The sequence below is a fragment of the Azoarcus sp. CIB genome (genome assembly GCF_001190925.1).
In the GTDB taxonomy this organism is placed as follows: Bacteria; Pseudomonadota; Gammaproteobacteria; order Burkholderiales; family Rhodocyclaceae; genus Aromatoleum.
In genome coordinates this window covers 337,859-360,124 of record NZ_CP011072.1, presented here as the reverse complement: position 1 = coordinate 360,124, position 22,266 = coordinate 337,859, and the positions used below count along the sequence as shown (strand labels likewise).

At 65.4% G+C, this 22,266-nt stretch carries 18 protein-coding genes; 11 read left to right on the top strand and 7 right to left on the bottom strand.

Annotated elements, in window-relative coordinates:
• From AzCIB_RS01455 to AzCIB_RS01420, 8 genes are all read left to right on the top strand, one after another.
• Positions 1–954, top strand: coding sequence for a DUF58 domain-containing protein (locus AzCIB_RS01455; RefSeq protein WP_050414259.1), 954 nt, complete (start codon positions 1–3; stop codon positions 952–954).
• Positions 951–1,430, top strand: coding sequence for a DUF4381 domain-containing protein (locus AzCIB_RS01450; RefSeq protein WP_050414258.1), 480 nt, complete (start codon positions 951–953; stop codon positions 1,428–1,430). The genes AzCIB_RS01455 and AzCIB_RS01450 overlap by 4 nt, the downstream gene beginning before the upstream one ends.
• Positions 1,427–2,446 (top strand): VWA domain-containing protein, encoded by a 1,020-nt coding sequence (locus AzCIB_RS01445; protein WP_050414257.1) that lies wholly within the window; start codon positions 1,427–1,429, stop codon positions 2,444–2,446. The genes AzCIB_RS01450 and AzCIB_RS01445 overlap by 4 nt, the downstream gene beginning before the upstream one ends.
• On the top strand, positions 2,443–4,011 hold the full coding sequence (locus AzCIB_RS01440; protein WP_050414256.1) for a VWA domain-containing protein: 1,569 nt from the start codon (positions 2,443–2,445) through the stop codon (positions 4,009–4,011). Before AzCIB_RS01445 ends, AzCIB_RS01440 begins: the two co-directional genes overlap by 4 nt.
• Positions 4,005–5,339 (top strand): BatD family protein, encoded by a 1,335-nt coding sequence (locus tag AzCIB_RS01435; protein WP_050414255.1) that lies wholly within the window; start codon positions 4,005–4,007, stop codon positions 5,337–5,339. Before AzCIB_RS01440 ends, AzCIB_RS01435 begins: the two co-directional genes overlap by 7 nt.
• Before the next feature lie 168 nt (positions 5,340–5,507).
• A complete protein-coding gene (locus tag AzCIB_RS01430; protein ID WP_050418150.1) occupies positions 5,508–6,656 on the top strand; it encodes a glycosyltransferase family 4 protein in 1,149 nt (382 codons plus the stop codon).
• Positions 6,653–7,573 (top strand): NAD-dependent epimerase/dehydratase family protein, encoded by a 921-nt coding sequence (locus AzCIB_RS01425; RefSeq protein ID WP_050414254.1) that lies wholly within the window; start codon positions 6,653–6,655, stop codon positions 7,571–7,573. The genes AzCIB_RS01430 and AzCIB_RS01425 overlap by 4 nt, the downstream gene beginning before the upstream one ends.
• Positions 7,570–8,586: a glycosyltransferase family 2 protein gene (locus AzCIB_RS01420; protein ID WP_050414253.1), complete on the top strand. Its 1,017-nt coding sequence runs from the start codon at positions 7,570–7,572 to the stop codon at positions 8,584–8,586. Before AzCIB_RS01425 ends, AzCIB_RS01420 begins: the two co-directional genes overlap by 4 nt.
• A gap of 26 nt (positions 8,587–8,612) precedes the next feature.
• On the opposite strand, the gene AzCIB_RS01415 is transcribed toward AzCIB_RS01420, so the two are convergent.
• The 7 genes from AzCIB_RS01415 to AzCIB_RS01385 all read right to left on the bottom strand — a co-directional run bounded on the left by AzCIB_RS01415 (position 8,613) and on the right by AzCIB_RS01385 (position 16,447).
• Positions 8,613–9,596 (bottom strand): glycosyltransferase family 2 protein, encoded by a 984-nt coding sequence (locus AzCIB_RS01415; protein WP_050414252.1) that lies wholly within the window; start codon positions 9,594–9,596, stop codon positions 8,613–8,615.
• Positions 9,593–10,375 carry a glycosyltransferase domain-containing protein gene (locus tag AzCIB_RS01410; protein WP_050414251.1) on the bottom strand — a complete coding sequence of 261 codons (783 nt, stop codon included), beginning with the start codon at positions 10,373–10,375 and terminating at the stop codon, positions 9,593–9,595. Before AzCIB_RS01410 ends, AzCIB_RS01415 begins: the two co-directional genes overlap by 4 nt.
• Complete coding sequence (gene asnB, locus AzCIB_RS01405) at positions 10,372–12,267, bottom strand: asparagine synthase (glutamine-hydrolyzing) (protein ID WP_050414250.1); 1,896 nt, start codon at positions 12,265–12,267, stop codon at positions 10,372–10,374. The genes AzCIB_RS01410 and asnB overlap by 4 nt, the downstream gene beginning before the upstream one ends.
• Positions 12,267–13,202 carry a glycosyltransferase family 2 protein gene (locus AzCIB_RS01400; RefSeq protein ID WP_050414249.1) on the bottom strand — a complete coding sequence of 312 codons (936 nt, stop codon included), beginning with the start codon at positions 13,200–13,202 and terminating at the stop codon, positions 12,267–12,269. Before AzCIB_RS01400 ends, asnB begins: the two co-directional genes overlap by 1 nt.
• A gap of 20 nt (positions 13,203–13,222) precedes the next feature.
• Complete coding sequence (locus AzCIB_RS01395; protein ID WP_198149596.1) at positions 13,223–14,041, bottom strand: class I SAM-dependent methyltransferase; 819 nt, start codon at positions 14,039–14,041, stop codon at positions 13,223–13,225.
• Between the two features lie 144 nt (positions 14,042–14,185).
• The gene (locus tag AzCIB_RS01390; protein ID WP_050414247.1) at positions 14,186–15,442 is read right to left on the bottom strand and encodes a lipid II flippase MurJ; all 1,257 of its coding nucleotides are present in this window, start codon (positions 15,440–15,442) and stop codon (positions 14,186–14,188) included.
• A gap of 132 nt (positions 15,443–15,574) precedes the next feature.
• Complete coding sequence (locus tag AzCIB_RS01385) at positions 15,575–16,447, bottom strand: glycosyltransferase family 2 protein (RefSeq protein ID WP_050414246.1); 873 nt, start codon at positions 16,445–16,447, stop codon at positions 15,575–15,577.
• 190 nt (positions 16,448–16,637) lie between these two features.
• Between AzCIB_RS01385 and AzCIB_RS01380 the strand changes: the two genes are divergently transcribed.
• Genes AzCIB_RS01380 through AzCIB_RS01370 form a run of 3 tightly spaced genes read left to right on the top strand, consistent with a single transcriptional unit; the run spans position 16,638 to position 22,246 of the window.
• On the top strand, positions 16,638–18,473 hold the full coding sequence (locus tag AzCIB_RS01380; RefSeq protein WP_232299330.1) for a tetratricopeptide repeat protein: 1,836 nt from the start codon (positions 16,638–16,640) through the stop codon (positions 18,471–18,473).
• A gap of 12 nt (positions 18,474–18,485) precedes the next feature.
• Positions 18,486–20,159 (top strand): tetratricopeptide repeat protein, encoded by a 1,674-nt coding sequence (locus tag AzCIB_RS01375; protein ID WP_232299329.1) that lies wholly within the window; start codon positions 18,486–18,488, stop codon positions 20,157–20,159.
• 14 nt (positions 20,160–20,173) lie between these two features.
• Positions 20,174–22,246, top strand: a complete 2,073-nt coding sequence (locus AzCIB_RS01370; protein ID WP_050414244.1) for a tetratricopeptide repeat protein — start codon at positions 20,174–20,176, stop codon at positions 22,244–22,246.
• The last annotated feature ends 20 nt before the right edge of the window (positions 22,247–22,266 follow it).

Here is a 22,266-nt window from a genome sequence, read left to right as displayed (position 1 = left end):
TTGCACTGTGACACGAACGCCGCAACGACCGGCCAGCCGACCGTGCAGACCAGTAACATCGCGCCGACGCACCACGATCTGATCGCGCTACGGGCCCAGGTCGCCGCGCTGCGCGCGACAAGGGGCATGGGGAATGGCGCGAGCGGCGGAACGCATCGCAGCCCGCGACTCGGCGCGGGGCTCGATTTCGCCGAGGTGCGCCCCTACCAGAGCGGCGACGATCCGCGCAACATGGACTGGCGACACACGGCGCGGCGCGGGCAACCGTTCACGAAACTCTTCCATGAAGAGCGCGAGCGGCCGGTCCGGGTGTTCGTCGATCTGGGTCCGACTATGCGCTTCGGGACGCGCTGCGCGTTCAAGTCCGTCGTGGCGGCACGCACGGCCGCGCTGCTCGCCTGGGCGACCATCGACGTCGGTGATCGCATCGGCGGCACCGTCCACGACGGCCACGCGCATCGCGAACAGCCGACATGCGGACGCGAACGCGGCGCCCTCGGATTGATCCACCAACTCGTCGCGGCCGCCGCGCAGCCACGTTCAAGCTCCGGACCGGATGCGTTCGCCGCCGCGCTACGCGCCTTCGCACACCCCGTTCGCCCGGGCAGCCACGCGATCGTGCTGTCCGACTTCCACCACCTCGATGCGGCGGGCGAGCGGGCCCTCGCGACGCTGCGCGGCGCGTCGGGCATCACCCTGGTACGCGTCTTCGACACCATCGAATCCGCGCCGCCGCCTCCGGGCATCTACCGCATTGCCGCTCGGGACGGCGAACGGACGCTGGACCTGCGCGATCCGGCCGCACGCGACGCATACGGCGCACCGTTTCGCGAACGCAGCGAACGGCTCGCCGCATTGGCGCGGCGTCTCGGCGCAACGCTCCTGCCCCTCGCCACGCACGACGACCCGCTGCGAACGCTCGCGACGCTGATCCGACCCACGGCGGCTAGATGATCACGGCCTCGATCGACCAGCTTCGCGACATCCACCTGCCGCCGCCCCCCGGGCTATGGCCGCCCGCGCCCGGCTGGTGGGTTCTCCTTGCGGCAGCGATCGTCATCGCAGTCTGGTTGGTGCGCCGTCACAGGCGCGGGCGTCCGCTGCGGGCCGCCCTGCGCAAACTCGACATCGTCGCGCGGACCTGCGCGCACACGCACGACGCGGTCGAGCTCGCGCGCGGCATCGGCGCAGTCCTCCGCCGCTACGCACGATGGCGTTTCCCGGAAGCGCCCACGGCGGGCCTGAGCGGCGCCGCATGGCTGGACTTTCTCGACGCGCATGGTGGGCAAGGCGAATTCGTCTCCGGCGCGGGCGCCGTGCTGGACACATTGCCGTATCGCCCCGCAACAGCGACTCCGGCACTGACCGACAGTGAAACCCGGGCCCTGCTGGAACTCGCGCGGCGCTGGCTGAGGACCAACGCGCCATGAGCTTCCTATGGCCGTGGCTGCTGATGCTCCTGCCGGCGCCCTGGCTGGTCCGCCGCTGGCTGCCCCCGGCAGGCAGAAGTGCAGTCCTGCACGTCCCGTCCCTTACGCTCTTCGCAGAGTCTGCGACTGCCGACCCGCAGGCGCGCGCGCAACGGTCGGCGCGCACGCGAGCCAACCTCGACCTCGTCCTCGCGACGCTGGCGTGGATGCTTCTGGTACTTGCTGCGGCGCGGCCCTTGGGCCCCGCCGACCCGACGACGCTGCCGGTCAGCGGCCGCGAACTGATGCTCGCGCTGGACGTGTCGGCCAGCATGGCGACCGCCGACCTCCGCCTCGACGGCGCACCTGTGGCACGCCTGGACGCTGCGCGCCGGCTCGCACAGCACTTCGTCGCCCGCCGCGACGGCGACCGCATGGGCCTGATCGTGTTCGGCAAACAGGCCTACCTGCACACCCCGCTCACGTTCGACCTGAACACGGTGCACGCCGCGCTCGACGACACCGCGATCGGCCTCGCGGGGCGGGAAACCGCTCTCGGTGACGCGATCGCGCTCGCCACTACCCGCCTGCGCGAATTCCACGGCAGCGAGCGCGTACTCGTCCTGCTCACCGACGGTGCCAACACCGCCGGCCAACTGTCCCCGGCGCAGGCCGGCTGGATCGCCCGGCGCGAAGGCCTTCGCATCCATGTGGTCGGCATCGGCGCGGAACCGGCGCGGGCAACGGTACCCGCACAAAGCGCCGAAATCGCAGTCGCCCCCGTGGCCGATCTCGACGAAACGACGCTGCAGGCACTCGCCGATCAGACCGGCGGCACCTACCGGCGCGCCACCGACGAGCGGGCGCTGGCCGATTTCTACCGCCTCGTCGATCGCCTCGAGCCGCAGGCCCTCGGACAGGTCGCGATGCGCCCCGCTCATGAGCTTTATCCTTGGCCGCTCGCCGCCGCACTGCTCATCACCGTGGTCCTCGGCTTGCGCCGCCGGCGGCCCCCCACCGAGGTGGCGCGCGCATGAATCCCGCCAGCGAAATAGTCGTCGGCTTAGCGGACTTCACCTTGCTGCGTCCTTGGTGGCTGCTGGCGCTGCTGCCCTGCTGGGCACTGCCATGGCTGCTCGCCCGCAACCCCCGCGCCCAATTCGGCAACTGGACCGGAGTGGTCGACGCCGACCTACTGCCCCATCTGGTCGATCCGGCGCAGACCGGGCACCGTGGCACCGCTCGCATGCTGATCGCCGTCGGCCTGACGCCCGCGATCATCGCGCTGGCGGGGCCCGCCCTGAAGGGCCGGACTGACGTTGCGCTGCGCAGCGACGCGATGCGCGTGCTGGTGGCAGACGTGTCACCAGCCCTTGAAGATGCGCGCGACGGCGCCTCCCTCGTCGAGGCCCTGCAGGTCGAACTGCTCGACCTCCTAGCCCGCATGCCCGAAGGCCAGACCGCGCTGGTCGCGTACGCGGAGGAGCCCTACCTCCTCGCACCACCGACGACCGACACCGCGACGCTGCGCATGCTCGTCACCGAACTGGCGCCAGACGTCCTCCCCATCGCCGGCGACCGCCCGGAACGCGCGCTGCGGATGGCGGCGAACCTGTTGGCGCGGAGCGGCGCTGCAACACGCGACGTGCTCTGGCTCCGCGCAGGCGGCGCAGCTTCCGCGCCCGCGCTGCAGGCCGTCGCCGAGCTACAGGCGGCGGGCGTGCGTGTCTCGCTTCTACAACTTGGAGCCGAGAACGATGCGCAGGGAGCCCTGCACGACGCCATCCTGGCGAGCGGCGGACTGGATCTCGCCCGGCGCACGGACGACCACGACGTCAGCGCCCTCCTCGCCCATCTCGACACAGCATCGATCTTGCGGCAGGAACAGATCCCGACGACCTCGACACCGCGCGAGTTCGGCCCCTGGCTGTTGGTGCTGCTGCTGCCCTTCGCCACCCTCGCCTTCCGCCGCGGCATCTTCACGCTGCTCGCCGCGGTCCTCCTGATGCCCCCGCCCGCCGCGAACGCTGGCGATTTCGGCGACTGGTGGCAGCGCCCCGACCAGCGCGCGATGGCGGCCCTGCGCAACGGCGCCGCCGAAACCGCGGCCACCCGATTCACCGACGCCCGCTGGAAAGCCGTCGCGCACTATCGCGCCGGGGCCTATGCCGACGCGGCCGCGCTGCTGGAACCATTCGACGATGCCGACTCCCTCTACAACCGGGGCAACGCACTGGCGCGCCTGCAGCGCCTCGACGAAGCCCTGCAGGCGTACGACACGGCACTGCAACGACGCCCCGACGACCCCGACATCCTCCACAACCGCGATCTGGTGCGCGAACTGATGAAACGCCCGCCCCCACCGCAATCGGGGCAGGGCGCACGGGACACTCCGCCGCCTCCCCGCCGGAACGCCCCGTCGTCCGCATCCTCGCCCCCTCCCGCTCCCGTCGCCAGCCGCGACACGCACGAACAGGAAGCCGAACGTCTCGCCGAACAGTGGCTGCGCCGCGTCCCGGACGAACCGGCGGGACTGCTGCGCCGCAAGCTCGAACTCGAAAACCGCCGGCGCCAGAGCGGAGAGGCTCCGCGGCCATGGTGAAATCCGGCGCACTCCCGGGCGGCCGTCACGCGACGACGCACATGTTGGCGCGACTGTCCCTCACCGTCGCCCTGTTCATCACCGCGCCGAGCCCGATTCACGCCGACGACACCGACAACAGCGCACGCTCAGACCCAGCGCTGTGGGTCGAGGCGGTACTGCAACCGGACACGCTCCACGTCCAGGCGCAGGCGCGCTACACGCTGCGCCTTTACCAAGCAGTCAGCGTGCGCGAACTCGCCTTCCATGCCCCCGAATCCGCTCTCGCCGATATCCGCCCCTCGGGCGAAAGCATCCACGACGTGACGCGCAACGGCCAGCGCTATCGCGTCACCGAACGGCGCTACGCCGTCTTCCCGTTCGCGAGCGGCACCCTGCAGCTCACGGGCGGCCATGTATCGCTGCGCACCGACGGCGTCTCCTCGCCCGAACATCGAATCGACGCGCCCCCCTTGACCCGCAACGTCAGCCCGGTGCCCGCGGGCCACCGAGCGGACGAATGGCTGCCCGCTCGCGCCGTGACGCTCACCGAATCCTGGCAACCGGACGCGCCGCAACTGCGCCCCGGGCAAGCGCTGCGGCGCACGATCCGCATTGAGGCCAAAGGCGTCGCTGCGGCACAGATTCCCCCGCTCCACCCTGGCACGGACGGTTTCTCCGTGCATCCGGAACCGCCGCGCCTCGAAGAGCGCGAAGAAGACGGCTGGATCACCGGCATACGCGAGCAGAGCTGGCGGCTCGTTCCGAGGCAGGGGGGAGCTATCACGCTCCCCATCCTCCGGTTGTCGTGGTGGGATTCCGTTGCCGGCCTGCCGCGACAGGCCACGCTTCCGGCACGCCCCATTGCCGTCATGGCTTCGCCCGGCGCGAGCGAAATGGCGACGGACGAACGGGTGGCACCTGCGACCGCGCTCGCACCGGCACAACAGAGCGCTCCCACGGCCCCTGCAGCACACACAAACGCGACGATCCCCGGCGCCGCACTCCTCGCCGCGATCGCGCTTCTGGCCGCAGGCGCAGCCTTCACGCGCAGATATCGCGACACCAAAACGCGCCGCCACATCCGCCGCGCCTGCCACGACAACGACCCGGTCGCCGCCCGCGCGGCCCTGCTGCAATGGTCCCGCGAAATCGGCGCGCCCGGGCCGGCCAGCCTGCTCGCGCTCGCCCGCCATCTGGGCGGCGCTGCGACCTGCGACCAACTCGCCGCCCTCGACCGCCACCTGTATGGCGAACATCGTCATCCCTGGAGCGGCCAGCAACTCGTCACCGCACTGCGCAGCGAACACCCCGAATTTCGTCATTGGCACCTGCGACGGCCGTTCTGAGTCAATCGTGGTCGAAACCTCAAGATGAAGTGATCACGCCCCCGTGCACCCATGACGCCGTGGTGGGAATATCCAATACATGCTGTAATAGCCAGTTGTTCAAGCCAGCACATGAATCCGGATGCGATCCCAGACCGTATGCCCGGTTTGTGTCCGATCGACAAAGTGATGCCACCGCCCAGCGATCAAGCCGCTCCTCTCGATGTGCTGATGGTCAGCACGTCGTATCCGTCGACGCTCACCGACTGGCGGGGCCTATTCATCCGCCATCTGTCCGATGCGCTCGCCCGCCGCGACGACCTCGCACTGCAACTCTGGGCGCCGCCTGGCGAGTCGCACCCCGCCGTCCGCGCCGCCGCAACACCGGACGAATCCGCGTGGCTTGCGGCACTGATGCAGAAAGGCGGCATCGCCCACCTGCTGCGCAACAGCGCCCCGCGCGGCGCAGCCCATGCGTTGAGGCTGCTGCAATTCCTGCGTCGCACCTACGCGCGCAGCCGCCAGGTGGACGTCTATCACATCAATTGGCTACAGAACGCACTGCCGCTACCGGCAAACGGACGTCCGGCACTGATCACAGTGCTCGGAACCGACATGCAGCTGCTCAAGCTGCCGCTGATGGCACCACTGCTCCGACGAACCATGCGCGGGCGCCGCGTAGCGATCTGCCCCAATGCCGAATGGATGGTCCCGGCACTCAATGACAAATTCGGCGACTTGGCCACGGTCCGTTTCGTCCCCTTCGGCATCGACCCCGGCTGGTTCGCAATCCGCCGCCCCCTCGTACCGGCAACACCCGCACGCTGGCTCACCGTGACGCGGCTCACGCGCGGCAAGCTGGGTCCGCTGTTCGACTGGTGCGAGCCGCATTTCCGCGACGGCGCGCGCGAACTCCATCTGTTCGGCCCCATGCAGGAGCAGATCGCCCTGCCCGCATGGGTGCATTACCACGGCCCCGCCGCGCCGGCCCAACTGATGAACGACTGGTTCCCGACCGCGCGTGGCCTGATCACCCTCAGCCAGCACGCCGAAGGCCGCCCCCAGGTCATGCTCGAAGCGATGGCGGCCGGGCTCCCGATCATCGCCTCGCGCCTCGCTGCGCACGAGAACATCGTCTTCCATCGCAAGACCGGCTGGCTCTGCGACACGCCAGCGGACGTCGCGACAGCCCTCGACACCCTCGAACCCGCCGACGCCAACCGGCAGGCCGGCGAAACCGCCCGCGACTGGGTCGCCCGCGAAATCGGCACCTGGGATGATTGCGCAACGCGCTACATGACGTTGTATCGAACCCTGCTGCAGGAAACCCGGGCGTGAGCAAGGCCATCCTGGTCCTCGGCGCCGGCGGCTTCGTCGGCACGGCACTCACCCCTGCCCTTGCCCAGACGGGCATCCCGCTGATCGCCGTTGGACATGCGCAGACCGACGCTGGCTCAGACATCACCTGCATCGACGAGGTGTTCGACAGCCCCGAACAATTTGCGCGCTGGCTGCCCGAATGCCGCGCGGTCGTCCATCTCGCCTCCGCCTCCACCCCCGGCAGCAGCGCCGGCAAGCCGCTGCACGAGTTCGAGCGCAACCTGCGGACAACGCTTGCACTACTGCAAGCGCTGCAGGACCACCCCTCGTGCGAACTCCTTTACCTCTCGTCAGGCGGCACGCTCTATGGCGACGCCGGAACCGAGCCCGCGACCGAACGCCACATTATCCGCCCGAAGTCCTACTACGGCGCCGGCAAGGCCGCGGCGGAGCACTTCATCACCGCATGGACGGCCCAGTTCAACGCACGGGCGACGATCCTGCGCCCTTCCAACCTGTATGGACCGGGCCAGAGCATTCGCCAGGGATTCGGCATCATCCCGACCGCCTTCGAAGCCCTGCGCAACAACCGTCCCCTCACGGTCTGGGGCGACGGCAGGACCGTCCGCGATTACCTCTACATCGATGATTTCGTCGCCCTCTGCCTGACTATCCTCGCACGCCCGATGCCGGCAGGAACCCAGGTGCTCAACGCCTCCAGCGGACAAGGACTAAGCCTCAACGATCTCTTCGCGCATATTGAATCGATCGCCGGCCAGCCACTCCCGCGCCGTTACGAACCCGGGCGCGCAGTCGACGTCTCGCGCATTGTCCTGGACCCCACGCGCGCTCATCGCCACTACGGCTGGCGCGCCACGACACCGATCGCCCACGGTCTCGCCAGCGCGTGGCAGTGGCATTGCGGCCAGGCATGACGACCGCCCCCGTCTGCTCCGTCTGCATCGCCAACTACAACGGCGAATCCCTGCTCGCCGACTGCATCGACTCCATACTCGCCCAGGACTGCGATTTCGCGGTCGAAATTCTCGTCCACGATGACGCCTCGACCGACGCATCGCTCGCCCTGCTGCGCGAGCGCTACCCGCAGGTCGAGGTGATCACGAGCGCTGCGAACGTCGGCTTCTGCATCGCCAACAACCGCCTCGCCGACCGCGCCCGCGGCGACTACCTGCTACTGCTCAACAACGACGCCGCCCTCGCCCCCGACGCCCTGTCGACCCTGTTCGCCCACGCCGGCCGCCAGCAACCGGCAGGCATCCTCACCCTGCCGCAATACGACTGGGAGACAAACGAACTCGTCGACCGCGGCTGCCTGCTCGACCCCTTCTACAACCCCGTTCCGAACCTAGCCCCGGACCGTACCGACGTCGCGATGGTCATCGGCGCCTGCCTGTGGATCCCGCGCGGCCTGTGGCACGAGCTCGGCGGCTTCCCCGAATGGTTCGAGTCGATCGCGGAAGACATGTACCTCTGCTGCCGTGCCCGCCTCGCGGGCTATCCGGTCGAAGTGACCGCAGGCAGCGCCTACCGGCATCGGCAAGGACAAAGTTTCGGCGGCAACCGCGCGAGCGCAGGTCGTCTGTCCACCACCTATCGCCGCCGACGCCTGAGCGAACGCAACAAGACCTTCGTTCTGGCCGTCTGCACACCGGCGCCGTGGGTGTGGCTGCTGCTGCCGCTGCACCTGCTCACGCTGATGGCCGAAGGCGCCCTGCTCGCCCTGATGCGGCGCCAATACCGGCTTCTGCGTGAAATATACGCAAACGTGCCGCTAGCTTTGGTCCGTCAAGGTTCCCGCCTGCGGCAAGAACGCAAATGCGCCCAGGAAACGCGCAAAGCATCGACGTCGACCTACGCACGCGGCTTTCTTGGACTGCCGCGCAAACTCCAGCTACTACTGCGGCACGGCATGCCCCAAATCCGCTAGGCACGACGATCGGCCGCAACCGCGCCCTACCGTACCGGAATTGGGCCCATCCGTCCGCGCACGCCATCCGCGATGCCACGAAACATCGCGACGACGGACTTCCATCTTTCACGCCCGAACAGCGCATTAGCGTACAAATTGCCCAGCCAATACCACGACGCGCGAACTTTCCAGTGCAAGGGTATATACGTGAGACGCGCGAGATAAACGAAATTGCGGAACTGATAATAAAGCCTGGTCGCACCATAACCGTTGAATGGCCGCCAACCGAAGAACCAAACGGACAGGCACTCGTCTCCCCGCCTGTGATGCATGACGGCATCGTTCGTCGCGACAACCACGTAGCCGCGCGCGATCGCCCGAAGACACCACTCGACATCGACGTAGTCGATGAACAGTGGCTCCATCATCCCGCCGATCGCCTCCAGCACCTCCGTACGGATCAAAGTCCCCGAGGAAATCAGTGACAGCGTCTCGACATCGGGGTGCTCCGCACTGACGTGCTTGCGCGTGTAGAACGGCCTTCCGACCTCCTTGACCTGCACCGGAAACGTGATCCCGGTGACCTCGTCCTGATATACCGGACCGACCGCCGCCACCTTGCGGCCGCGGGCCACGTTACGCGCCTCGGCCTGCAGCAGTCCATCAACCATATGTCGATCCGGCCGACTGTCCTGGTCGCTCAGCAACACGTGCGAAAACCCTTCACGGATCGCAACGTCCACGCCGACATTGAAGGCACGCGCAATACCGAGGTTATCCCCGCATCGCACGATCCGGAGTTTCGCATGCACGCCCCCGACGCCGTTCAAGGTCTCCCAGACGCGATCGTCCGCCGCCGGGTTGTTATCGACGATCAGAGTTTCGTCAACCTGCTCCGCAAGCTTGTCCAGCAACGTTTGAAGCACCTCGGGATCCGGGTGGAAGGTCACCACGACGGCGAGCACTCTCACGGGCTTCGGCTGCAACAAACGCGCATCACGACTACTCATGCTGACTTCTGAACTCATGCAGATTTTCCAAGCATTTTCGCGGCTGCACGGTCCAGATCGGACAACAACCGATAGATCCCCCCCTGATCCCTGCGCTGGTGGGCGATCATGATCATTCGGCTCCACGGTGCTCGACGGGCGTCTCGCCCGTGAAGCCGAAGATCGAAATACTCCCGCGACACCCGGGGACCTTCCTCGATATGGGCGACGGCAAACTCACGCTGCCACAGGAGGAAGGGAAGGCTGACCTGATCGCGCCGCCCGAACTGCTGATACTCCGCCCACCAGGCCTCCATCAGGCCGATCACGGCAGGATCGTTATGCCGGCGAAAAATCACGTTGTTTTCGGTAAGCCCGTAGTTTTCGGGAAATCCTGCCACCCGATAGGTCGCAACCTGCCTTGCAGCGACGTCCTGCGCCAACAATCCATCGCGTACGCAGGCCTGCGCTTCCGCATACGCGCAATTCCGGAACCGATGCGCGGCGAGCGCCACGAGGTTTCTTTCGAGATACTTGTCGAACAAGACCGACGGATCCTTGCACAACGCGATATTCGCATCGATATAAAGGCTGCGCGCGAATGGCGCCAGATACTTGTGCGGCAGCATCTTGAAGCGCCTGCTCGCCACCGCTGGACCTTCTTCGCCCGACTCGACCCGCACCACGTCCCACCCTGATCCGACGAGGTCCGGGTTGTCCGTGAAACACACGAACGCGCTGCTCCATGTGCCATCCACTGCGGCAACACGGTCGTAGTTGCCGAACACGGTAGTGTAGACAACACAATCATTCGTCATGATTTTTCGTAGTGCGCGATGAGCGTCAGGATTCCCCACACTTGCTCGGTATCGCGGCACACGCCCGCAAGATAATCACTCCACAACTTCCGCACCATGACACGATCAAAGCCACCAGAGCCTCTGTCCGCCCGCGCGATCAGGGCTTCACACCACGGTCTCAGCTCATTCTTCAGCCAGCGATCGAGGGGTATCGAAAACCCCATCTTGGGCCGGTCCACCAGCACGCGGGGAACCTTCCTGTAAAGCATGTCGCGCACCACACGCTTCGCCACGCCTCCGTCAAGCTTATATGCCTCAGGCAAGCTGAGCGCGAACTCCACGATACGGTGATCGAGAAACGGAGCACGGGTCTCCAACCCGTTCGCCATCGCGCCGCGATCCACTTTTACCAGAACGTCATCTGGAAGATACGCACCCGCATCCCATATGCCCGCACTCGTAGCGATTCCGGGCGCCACAGGCGGCGGCTGCAAGGCCGGCTCCCGCTGCTCGGCGAGAGGCACCTTCGCGCCGCGATAGGGATCGCTCCAATACCTGTCCAAGGCCTGTACATCCGGCTGTCTGCACGCAGACAGAAAACGCCCGCCGCGTCTCAGCAGCGACAGTGGCGGTGAGCTGCCGCGCAAAGTCGAGAGCAACTGCGGGGCGGAGCCGAGCGGCAAACACCGCAGCGCGCGCCACTGCCAAAAGCGACGGTAGAGGGCATATTTGGGGTAGCCGAGAAACAACTCATCACCGCCATCGCCAGAGAGCGCGACCTTTACATGGGTGCTCGCCAATCTGCTGACGAAGAAGGTGGGAATCTGGGAACTGTCACCGAGCGGTTCATCCCAAATCTCGGACAACTGGCCCACCAACCCCAGTACATCTTCGGCCGTCACGCGGTACTCGACATGCTCGGTCCCCAAATGTCGAGCAACCGCCGCAGCGTGCGCAGATTCGTCGAATCGCGGATCCGGCATCCGGATCGAAAACGTCATCACTTCCGATGTCGTTGCCGCCCGCATCATCGCCACCACGGCAGACGAATCGATGCCCCCCGAGAGAAAGGCGCCCACCTTCACATCGGCGACCGACTGCAGTTGCACAGCCTGCTGCAGAAGTTCCTCGAATCGGTCTACGGCATCCTCCAGACTGCCCTCGAATGGCTGCTCGAGACCCCGGGTCAAGGCGGTATCCAGCGACCAATACGACACCGGAGGAGGCAGGTCTGGCACATGTGCCTCCCGTAGCCGTAATCGGACACACGTGCCTGGCATCAGCTTCAATATCTTGCGATACATCGTTGCTGGCGCCTGGATGTAATTGCACCGCAGGAAGCCCGCTGCGGCCGTCCAATCCAGTTCGCCCTCGAATTGCGGGTGGGCACGGACCGCCTTCAATTCCGACGCAAACAGGAAATCGCTCCCTTGCCAACCGTAATACAGCGGCTTTTCGCCCATGCGGTCGCGCGCGAGCACGAGTTCAGCATTTTCCTTATCCCACAAGGCCAAGGCGAACATGCCCACCGCGCGTTGCAGCGTCGCCTCCACGCCCCAGGCCACAAACGCGGCGAGAAGAGTCTCCGTGTCGGAGTGCCCCCTCCATCCTCCCGAAGGCCCCTCGTCTTCGTCAGCTAGCTCGCGCCGCATGTCGAGGTGATTGTAGATTTCTCCATTGAATACCAGCACCAGGCGACCGCAGCGGCTAACCATCGGCTGATGTCCCGCCGCAGAGAGTTCGAGGATGGAGAGACGGCGATGACCAAGTGTCGCTCTCCCGCTCGGGTCACACCAGACGTCCCCGTCGTCCGGCCCACGATGCCTCAGTGCCTCCAGCATCGTCCCGCAGACAAGCCCGCGCTCGTAACCGATATGCTGCGAGGAGACAAAACCCGCTATCCCGCACATCAGCGACTTCCCGTCCAGCGGTAGATCCCGACGAGCGCCAGCACCAATCGCATCGCGTATCGGGGTGACAGTACGATCAGCGCAACGGCGAGCGGATAGCGGCGAAAGACCGCCAGGACGAAGCTCACGAGTGCCGCATTCCCCCGCAGTGAAACTCCGCGGAAACCCGCCTGCACAAAGAACGCGACGTTTTTTGCCGCAGTCAGCGCGGCAATGGCGGGCGGCATGCCGAACGCAGCCGCTTCCCGGTAGAGCACCGGCCAGATCTCCAGATTGCGGAACAAGGCGTCAGGATCGTTGCCGGCCGTCTCGTTGGCACCATGAACCCGCCAGACACCGACATTGCGATCCAGATAGCGGACGCCACCCCTAAGCGCGAGCCGATACAAGGACTCCCAATCGGCGCTCATTGCGCCCGACCGGTAAAAATCGAGTTCCAGCGCAGGCTGCCGCGCGTACAGCACGGCCATATGCATCAGCATGTATCGACGATCCGGCAGCGCTCGCAACACGTCCAGTCCCGCCGCGTCGGGCCGGTCTGGTATCCCGCTTACCTGTTCAGCCGCGCTCGTCTTCACCGTCGCGCGTGCAACCACCATCACGACATCCTTGGCGCCGAGTGCAAGCCTCACGGCCTCGGCGACAAACTCCGGATCTGTGTAGTAGTCGTCACCGTCGAGATTGACGACATAGTCGCCGCGCGCATGCTCGTAGAGCAAGCTGCGGTAGTTTCCCCGGCGCCCCAGATTGGTCTCGTTTCTGACATAACTCAGCCGCGGATCCCTGAATGTTGCGACAACCGCTCCCGTGCCGTCAGTCGACGCATCGTCTCCGACGACCACCTCAAGATTGGAATAAGTCTGCGCAAGGGCCGAACGAATCGCATCGCCTACGAATTCGGCCTGGTTATATGTGGGAATCATGATCGTAACCATGGGGCCGTCACGTCGTGAATTCACTTCATGCCCCTCGCCCACACCGTCATCCGTCCCGTCTGGCCGATCAGGCTCAGGAGCCATGCGAGCGGATAAAGCACGTACAACCAAGTACCGCCAGACCGACCGGGGACGTCGATCAGTTTCCTGCCTGTCACGGGAAATCCCATGTCGCACAGCAGATAGCCCACGCTGGCGACCAGATTGCCCAATGTCCGCTGATGAAGAATCCGCTCGACCCGCCAGCCCCCGTCATTCAGTAGCCTCTCCACGGAGCCGGGAGTGAAGTGATAGAGATGGGTCGGCACCTGCAGCGCATACCATCTGTTCCTGAACAGACGAAACTCGAGCGATCCCGCGTTCGGCACTGAAAGGACCAGCCATGCCCCCGGCTTCGCCCATTCGCGAAGCCTCGACAGCCCGCCCAAGGGATCGTGAAGATGCTCCAGCACCATCCACCCGACGATGAGATCGAACGGTTCGGCGGGACACGGAGCCGTCTCCAGGCTCCCTGCATGGACCTCATACCCGAGCGCGGATGCCCGCCGCGCTGCAAGCGGGGAAAACTCGATGCCATGCACCTTCCACCCCTGCTGCGCCATCCTGTGCAGGTAGGCCCCGGACGCGCAACCCACCTCCAGCAACCGTCCCGGCGCCACAGGTGGGAGAACCTCGGTGTTGAATTGGAAGATCCGGCTCTTCATACGCCGGAAAAGGCGTCGCAGCCGCGACACCGGCCGCCCCTCGCCCACCTTCACCTGCGTGCCAAGGTAGGGACCATAGTCGTCCGGGTAATACTCACCGATGGATTCGGGCGTCGGTCTTGGATTTGTTCGCATGAGCCCACACCCGCGACACCGTACCACGGTGAATTCCCCCGGCCCGCCATGTAGGCGGTCGTTACCGACAAGAACCGGGTCATCACCGCCATCACAACCCAGCGGGCAGGGCCTACTTTCCAGCATCACGCGCTCCCCGCTGCGTCAAAGCATGTTCCTTGTTCTCAGAATGCGGACCTGCACCAGCAGGTTGATCAGGAAATACGCACTCGTGGTCAAGGCCAATCCCTGCGTGCCCCACATCTGGAATGCAAAAATCTTTCCCGGTATATACACCGTGTAAGTAATGATCGACATGCGCGTCGGGGTGACCGTATCCCCCGCAGCATAGAATACGGTGGAGCTGATCTGGCCCGCTACGCCACCGATGAACATTCCGGCCAGCCACAGCATGATCCACCACAGGTCGGAGACATTTTCGGACGTCATGCGACCGTGGCCGAAGAGCAGGTCGATAACTTCCCGACCGGCCAGGGCAATGAACAATATTCCTGCCATGCCGAGCCCTGTCACTTCCATGAGTTTTCGCCGCGCCGCGCGCCGTACGGCGACATCATTGCCGCTCTTGTACAAGCTGCTCAACAGTGGGACGAACGGCGCGGCCAGAGCCTTGTTGATGACCTGGTTTCCAGCTGCGTAGATCTGCTGGGCAAGGTAGTACAGCGACAGGGTGGCGTTCGGCGCGCTCGACAGCAGATAACGATCGATGACCGGCTCGCTCTTGTAGTACAGGGTACCGAAAAGAAGCGGCTTGACGCGTCTCCACGCAACCCGGATCGATTGTGCGTGCAGATCCGGAAGCATGGGAGCCCCCATGCTTGAGGTGAGCAATGCAGTCTGCAGGCCCATACGCAGTGACGCGATCCACGCCGCAGCAACCACACCATAAATAGGGAGAGCCCATATCAGCAATGCGATGCTGATAACACCCGAAAGCAGTGAAGCAATCTCCGCCCACACGAATTTTTGCTGCGCATGGTAAGCCGCCCATTGAACGCCATTGAGCGCGGCAAACACCATACCGATCAGCTGTATCTGCACAAGATTGATCGTCAGCGCCAACGTGTCTGCACCGAAACCCGGCACCGTCAGCGGCACCCAGTACGGGGCGCCCACATGGAGCAAGCCTGCGAGCGCTCCGAAAAATCCCCCCACGAGCAAGAAGAAGCCCCATGCGTCGTGGCGGCGGCGCTCCGTGCTCTCACCGCTGAGAATGGGCACCAGGACGTGCGTCAACGACCCCCCGATAACGGCCAGAACAAGTTGCGGCAGCGCCATCCCTGCGAACAATGCGTCGGTCTCTGGCCCCGCGCCGATGGCCGTGACCACATACCACTGCGACAAAAATGCCATACCGATATTGGCAGCTGACAGAAAACCGAGCAGGGCGGCCTGTTTCATGACTGCATTTGCAGAAGACCGGACAAGCGCCGGGCGCGGCTGACCGCCTTGTAGTACGGACCGGCCGCGGCGTGGCCGGTAACTCGCTCCAACGCACCGAATTTCCCCGAATCCCCGATCAACACGCCACGTTCACCGGAGCCTGCTGTCTTCGGCCCCCGGCCGATACATCAACTGCGTGATCTGCTCCGACACCAACCCGATCAGGAAAGTCGTCACCGCCGCAGTAAGCAGAAAGATCGTAGCGAGCGACAGGCGCCCATGGGCGACGAAGGTGTACGCGTAGTAGCCAATACCCAGCAAGGCCTGCAGCCCCACGACCGGCGCAAACAGCTTCAGCGGCGAATACAGTGTGCCGATCTTGAAAATGATCAGCAGGAAGCGCGCCCCGTCCTTGAGAATCCGCACATGGCTCTTGCCGACCCGCTTCGCCGCCTTGATCGGTATATATGCGACCGGATATCCCGCACGGAAGAACGCCATCGTGCTCGTGGTCGGATAGGAGAAGCCATTCGGCAACAAGTACAGAAACTCGCGGAACCGGTGGGCACGCGCCGCGCGCATCCCCGAGGTCAGGTCCTCGATCCGGTGACCGGTCATGTAGCTCGCCAACCGATTGTAGAACCGGTTCGCCAATCCACGCCCGAGACTCGCCTGCGAACCGCCGTCACGCGCGCCGACCACCATGTCGAAACCTTCGTTCAGCTGTGCCAGCAATCGTGGGATATCGGCGGGATCGTGCTGGCCGTCCGCATCCATGAACACGAGGATATCGCCCGTCGCCGCACGCGCTCCGCTCTTGATCGCCGCGCCGTTCCCCATGCTGTAGGGGTGAGTGACCACCACTGCACCCGCGCGCTCCGCCTCGTCGCGCGTGGCGTCCGTGGAACCATCGTTGACCACGAGAAGCTCGGCATCGGGGAAGAGATCCCTGATCCCCTCGACCACCCGCCCAATTACCGCCCCTTCGTTCTTCGCGGGCAGGATGACACTGAGTCTGTTCATGTAATTTCCGATCCAAACGGGCAGGCACGTGACCATTACCTCGTCATTGAAGCGACAATGATAACGCCCCCTGACACCACAAGCACGATTCATGCTAATTCGCACCAATCGGGAACGAAGCTTGCTTTTGACATTCTCCGCATAAACTAACGCAGCGCCCCACCGACTCACACTCTAGCGCCCCAACGCCGTGCCTCAACTGAAAACTGCCGAGTCGTCCCTGCTTCCCCGTGCGATTGTCGCCGCCCTGCTGATCACCGTGGCCTTTGCCGCTTACCACGGTATCGAGGCGAACAGCTTCCACTTCGACGACTGGCACAACATCCTCCTGAACACAGCGATCCATCTCGACGACCTCACCCTGAACGGCCTGCTCGACGCGGCCCGGGGCGCGTCGCTCCCGCACCGCCCCGTCGCCTCGATCACGTTCGCAATCGACTGGTGGCGCGGGGGAGGCGACCGCGCGGCACACTTTCTCGTGACGAATCTTTTTCTGCACGGCGCGACCGGCGTGGCCGTGTTTGCCCTCCTCCTTCAGTCGCTGAGCCTGACCGGATCGGACAAGACATCCTTGCGGACAATCGCGGCCGCCGGACTCGCCGCCGCATGGTGGCTCGCGCAACCGATCCACGTCCAGGCCGTGAGCTATGTCGTGCAGCGCATGACCGAACTCGCCGCCCTGTTCTCGGTGCTGTGCATCTGGGCCTTTGTACGGGGACGCACGGCGCCGCGCGGACGCACGGCGTGGTGGGCACTGTCATTGCTGTGCCTCATGCTGGGCATGCTGTCCAAGCAGAACGCCTGGATCACGCCCGCGCTCGTGCTGATGGCCGAATTCCTCGTGCTTCGCCATCACTCGGACCTCGTACGTAACCGGCTGGACAACTGGCTGCTCGCACTAGCGGCCACACTCGGAGTCCTTGCCCTTGCCGCCCTGTTCATCGACGGCCCCTTCAGCCAGTGGATCCTTCGCGGCTATGAATGGCGGGACTTCACACTCACCGAACGCCTGCTCACCCAACCCAAGGTGGTGCTGTTCCACGTCTCGCAGCTCCTGTGGCCACTGCCGGACCGCTTTTCGCTCGAGCACGACATCGAAATCGTCCGCTCCGCAACCGCCCTCCAGTTCTGGCTACCCATGAGCGCGGTGCTCGCCTGGACTCTGGGCGGCATCTGGCTGTCTCTGCACCGCAAAACCCGGCTGGCAGGCTTCTTCGTGCTCTGGGTGCCCGTCACGCTGCTGATCGAAAGCACCTTCGTTCCGCTCGAACTTGTATTCGAGCACCGCATGTACCTGCCCTCCGTCGGCGTTGCAGGCTTGATCGCTCTCGGTCTCGCACGAACACCCGGCCGGGCCGCCAAGCTCTCGGCCCCCGCGTGGACGGCGGTCGTACTCGCCACTGCCTTCGGCATCTGGTCGACCCAGCAACGCCTGCCGCAATGGCACACCGAGATCAGCCTGCTGGAAAATTCGACGAGGCACGCACCCGACTCCGTGCGGATCTGGAACCAACTCGGCCTGGAGTACCTAGAGCACGGGAACCTCGACCTCGCGAGGCGCGCAATCGACCGTGCCAACCAGATCGAACCGCGCTGGGGCGACGGCTACCCCTTCGTCAATCGCGGCGTCGTTCTGGAAGCACTGGGCCAGCGCGACCAGGCCCTTGCCATATACGAAGAAACAATTCGCCTGTTCCCGCGTCAGGTTCTCGGATACAACAACCGTGGACTGATACGCCTGCGCGCCGGCGAATTCGAACTCGCATCCAGCGATTTCGACCGTGCGCTCGAAATCGATCCCGATTACGCGCCCGCGTGGACGAATCGCGGCACGACCAATTTCCTGCGCGGCAGAACCGAAGCGGCACTCTCCGACTTTGAAACAGCTGTCCGGCTCTCGCCCCGCGAGTCGATCGCCTGGCACTATCTCGCCAACATCTACGCCGCCCGAGGCCGCCAGGCCGAGGCCGCAGCGGCCCGACTGCGTGCATGCCGCCTCGGTGTCGCCAAAGACTGCACACAATAACCGCCGACCGCCATGATCGAGCACGCCGCCATAGCATCCGACACGCCCCCCGCCACACCGAGTCAGGCCGCAACACGCGGATATCTCCTGCTCGCGCTACTCGCAATGACCCTCCTCGTCGCCTTTGCTTACCACGGCGTCGACAGAAACAGCTTCCATTTCGACGACTGGCCCAACATCCTCGACAACGCCGCACTGCGCATGACGCACTTGGGCGCCGGGGCACTCATCGACGCCGCACGCGGCGCCTTCCTGCCGCTACGGCCCGTTCCATCGGTCAGTTTTGCCATCGACTGGTGGCGCGGCGGCAGCGATGCGGCGCCCTTCCTCATCACCAATCTGGTCTTCCACCTCCTGACTGCGTGGGCGGTCTTCGCATTGCTGCTGCGCGTACTCGCAAAGGATCGCCCCGCCACACTGCCCACGGTCCTTGCCTGCAGCGCCGCCGCCCTGTGGTGGGCCGCCCAGCCCATCCACGTGCAGGCGGTGAGTTACATCGTCCAGCGCATGACCGAAATGGCTGCGCTGTTCGCGGTCCTCTGCGTCTGGGCTTACCTGAAGGGCCGCACCGCAAGCCGCGCCAGAGGGCTCTGGTGGGCGCTGTCCGCACTCAGTCTCGCACTTGCCGCGCTTTCGAAAGAAAATGCCTGGATCACGCCCGTCCTGGTGCTGATGGCCGAATTCCTCGTCCTGCGCAATGACGGAAAGCTCGTCCGTAGCCGGCGCGACATGCTTCTGCTGCTCATCCCGGCATGCGCCGCGATTACCCTGCTCGCCGATCTCGCCTTCAAGGGACCGATCAGCCAATGGGCGCTGTCCGGCTATGCGACCCGCAGTTTCACGCTCGCCGAGCGCCTCCTCACCCAACCCAAGGTCGTCCTCTTCCACCTGTCCCAGATCGCCTGGCCGCTCCCGCACCGCTTCTCGCTCGAACACGATCTCGGCATCGTGCGCTCCGCGGCCTCCCCCGATTTCTGGATCCCGCTCATGGCGATCCTCGCGTGGTGCCTGGCCGGCATCGCGCTCGCCGCGAGACGGGGCAGCCGTGTCGCCGGCTTTTTCGTGCTCTGGCTTCCGGCGACCCTCCTCATCGAAAGCTCGCTGATCCCCCTCGAGATGGTCTTCGAGCACCGCATGTACCTCCCCGCGGTCGGCCTCGCAGGACTGATCGCGCTCGGACTCGAACATGCGGCCCGGCGCCGCGGCGCAGCCCTTCCCTCCGCTGGACTCGTTTTCGTCGCAGCCACCAGCTTGGCGCTGTGGTCGACCAGCGAGCGAATTCCGCAGTGGCGCACGGACGCGAGCCTGTACGAACAGGCGGTGCTACGCGCCCCGCGATCGGCGCGGGCATGGAACCATCTCGGCGTCGCAAATCTCGCCCAGCATCGTGGCGAAACCGTCAGCCGCGACCGTTACCTGCGCGCCCTCGATGCCTTCGACCGGGCCATTGCACTCGACCCGAAATATGCGGCCCCTCTCACCAATCGCGGCGTCGCACGCTACGTTCAGGGCGACATTGCCGGCGCACAGTCGGACCTCGAAAAAGCGATCGCCGTCTCGTCGCGTGAGGCCGCCGCCCAGCACTATCTCGGTGAAATCTATCTGCAGACAGAGCGCTTCAGCGAAGCGCGCACTGCCCGTCGCCGTGCGTGCGCGCTCGGCGTAAGCATCGATTGCAACCGCTGAAACAGTCTTTCCCGATGCCCGACACCACCGTTCAGCCCGAAGTGCAGCGCAGCCGATTCCATCTGCTCCAACTCTGCCTGATCGCGCTACCGCTCCTCGCCATTGCAATCGCTTACCACGCAGCGCCGCAAAACGGATTCCATCTCGACGATGCCGTCAACATCGTCCGTCATGGCTCCATGCACATTGCCGAACTCGACGTTGCATCGCTTAGGCGTGCCGCCACCGAGGCGCACCTGCCGCATCGCGTCCTCCCCAACCTCAGCCTGGCAATTGACTGGTGGCGCGGCGACGGCTCACCAGCGCCGTTCCAGCTGACCAACATCCTGATCCATGCCGCCACCGCGCTGGCCGCGCTTGCATTCCTCCTCACGACCTTCCGCTGCGCCGGAGTCCCCGAACGTGGCGCCTGGATCACCGCGGCGACTGCAGCGACGCTCTGGGCAGTCCATCCGATCCAGGTCCAGGCGGTCACCTATATCATCCAGCGCATGGCCTCGATGGCGGCCCTTTTCATGCTCGTCACGCTCATCGCCTACGTCCGCGCAAGAGCCGCCCCGCGCCGCTGGCCGTGGTATGGCGTCGCCACCGTCGCAGCCGTCGCCGCATGCTTGTCCAAGGAAACGGCCTACATCCTGCCGGCTCTGATCCTGCTCGCCGAATACACGCTGTGCCGGAAGCCGGGCGAGCGCATCAGATCGCGCGTCGACCGCCTTCTCCTCGCGCTGCCCGTCATCGCCGCCCTCTATGCCGTCGTCGACCTCGCAATCCTGCATGGCCCGTTGTCGGACTACGTGATGGCGGGTTACGCGTCGCGCGACTTCACCCCGACCGAGCGCCTGCTCACCCAGCCGCGCGTGATCTTCTTCCACCTCGGCCAGATGCTTCTCCCGCTACCCGACCGCTTTTCGATCGAACACGCCTTCCCGACTTCGACGAGCCTCTGGCAGCCATGGACCACCGCAGGTGCGATCGCCGGCATCGCCGCCTGGATGGCCGGCGGCATCTGGCTCGCCCTGCGCAGCAAATTCCCCGTGGTCGGCTTTCTGGTCCTCTGGGTACCGGCCACGCTGGCGATCGAAAGCAGCATCGTCCCGCTCGAAATGGTCTTCGAGCACCGAATGTACCTCCCGTCGATCGGGCTGGCCGGACTCGCCGGTCTCGGACTCCATCAGCTCGCCAGCACCCGGCTCCGCCCCGCGGCGATCGTGATTGCGGCAATTGCCATGCTTGGCTTCATGGCGGCCACGGTCGTGCGCATTCCGACCTGGCGGACTCCCGTATCGCTCTACGAGCATGCCGTACGCAATGCACCGGATGCTCCCCGCGCATGGACCAACCTCGCCACGGCCTATGAAGGCCAGGACAGGACCACGGACGCAATCGCCGCATATTCGAAGGCCCTGGAGATCGACCCTGCCCGCGCGATTGCCTATCTCAACCGCGGATCGAGCTATCGCAAACGCGGCGACCTCGCCGCCGCCGAGGCCGACTACCACAGCTTCATCCGCCTCGAAGCGGGCGACTATCGCGGCCCCTTCGCTCTCGGCAGCCTGTACGCCGCATCCGGGCGATACGACGACGCGGCCCGCTGGCTCGACCTTGCAGCCCAACTCGACGGGCGCTCAGCCCTTCCCGCGCGTGAGCTGGCGAACGTCTATTTCGCCACCGGACGCCCCGACGCCACGATTCGCGCCCTCGAACTGGCCCGCGCCCGCGACGCGGCGATGGCCGACGCGCCCTACTTCACGCTTCTGGGCGCGGCCCACGGTCGCCTCGGTCGCTACGACGAAGCCATCGACGCATTCGATCGCGCATTGCAGATCGACCCGGCTCTTGGCGGAGCCCGCCTGAATAGAGGCTATGCCCGCCTGCGCAGCGGCAAACCACGGGAAGCACTCTCGGATTTCGACGCGGTGATCGCTCAGTCGCCCGACATCGCGCGCGCCCACTACGGCCGCGCCGAAGCCTTGACACAGTTGGGCCGCCATCGCGAGGCGCTGGAAGCTGGCCAACGATCGCTGCTCCTCGACCCCACCGATGAACGGACCGCCCGCCTCGTAAGCGAACTCGGCGCGGCGCAGTGAGCGTAGCCGGACGACGCCCC

What these genes read in the sequence shown, in the direction of transcription:
- AzCIB_RS01450 (WP_050414258.1), top strand. Translation starts at nt 951, where the DNA reads ATGATCACGGCCTCGATCGACCAGCTTCGCGACATCCACCTGCCGCCG.
- AzCIB_RS01445 (WP_050414257.1), top strand. Translation starts at nt 1,427, where the DNA reads ATGAGCTTCCTATGGCCGTGGCTGCTGATGCTCCTGCCGGCGCCCTGG.
- AzCIB_RS01440 (WP_050414256.1), top strand. Translation starts at nt 2,443, where the DNA reads ATGAATCCCGCCAGCGAAATAGTCGTCGGCTTAGCGGACTTCACCTTG.
- AzCIB_RS01435 (WP_050414255.1), top strand. Translation starts at nt 4,005, where the DNA reads ATGGTGAAATCCGGCGCACTCCCGGGCGGCCGTCACGCGACGACGCAC.
- AzCIB_RS01430 (WP_050418150.1), top strand. Translation starts at nt 5,508, where the DNA reads ATGCCACCGCCCAGCGATCAAGCCGCTCCTCTCGATGTGCTGATGGTC.
- AzCIB_RS01420 (WP_050414253.1), top strand. Translation starts at nt 7,570, where the DNA reads ATGACGACCGCCCCCGTCTGCTCCGTCTGCATCGCCAACTACAACGGC.
- AzCIB_RS01415 (WP_050414252.1), bottom strand. Translation starts at nt 9,596, where the DNA reads ATGAGTTCAGAAGTCAGCATGAGTAGTCGTGATGCGCGTTTGTTGCAG.
- AzCIB_RS01410 (WP_050414251.1), bottom strand. Translation starts at nt 10,375, where the DNA reads ATGACGAATGATTGTGTTGTCTACACTACCGTGTTCGGCAACTACGAC.
- asnB (WP_050414250.1), bottom strand. Translation starts at nt 12,267, where the DNA reads ATGTGCGGGATAGCGGGTTTTGTCTCCTCGCAGCATATCGGTTACGAG.
- AzCIB_RS01400 (WP_050414249.1), bottom strand. Translation starts at nt 13,202, where the DNA reads ATGGTTACGATCATGATTCCCACATATAACCAGGCCGAATTCGTAGGC.
- AzCIB_RS01395 (WP_198149596.1), bottom strand. Translation starts at nt 14,041, where the DNA reads ATGCGAACAAATCCAAGACCGACGCCCGAATCCATCGGTGAGTATTAC.
- AzCIB_RS01390 (WP_050414247.1), bottom strand. Translation starts at nt 15,442, where the DNA reads ATGAAACAGGCCGCCCTGCTCGGTTTTCTGTCAGCTGCCAATATCGGT.
- AzCIB_RS01385 (WP_050414246.1), bottom strand. Translation starts at nt 16,447, where the DNA reads ATGAACAGACTCAGTGTCATCCTGCCCGCGAAGAACGAAGGGGCGGTA.
- AzCIB_RS01375 (WP_232299329.1), top strand. Translation starts at nt 18,486, where the DNA reads ATGATCGAGCACGCCGCCATAGCATCCGACACGCCCCCCGCCACACCG.
- AzCIB_RS01370 (WP_050414244.1), top strand. Translation starts at nt 20,174, where the DNA reads ATGCCCGACACCACCGTTCAGCCCGAAGTGCAGCGCAGCCGATTCCAT.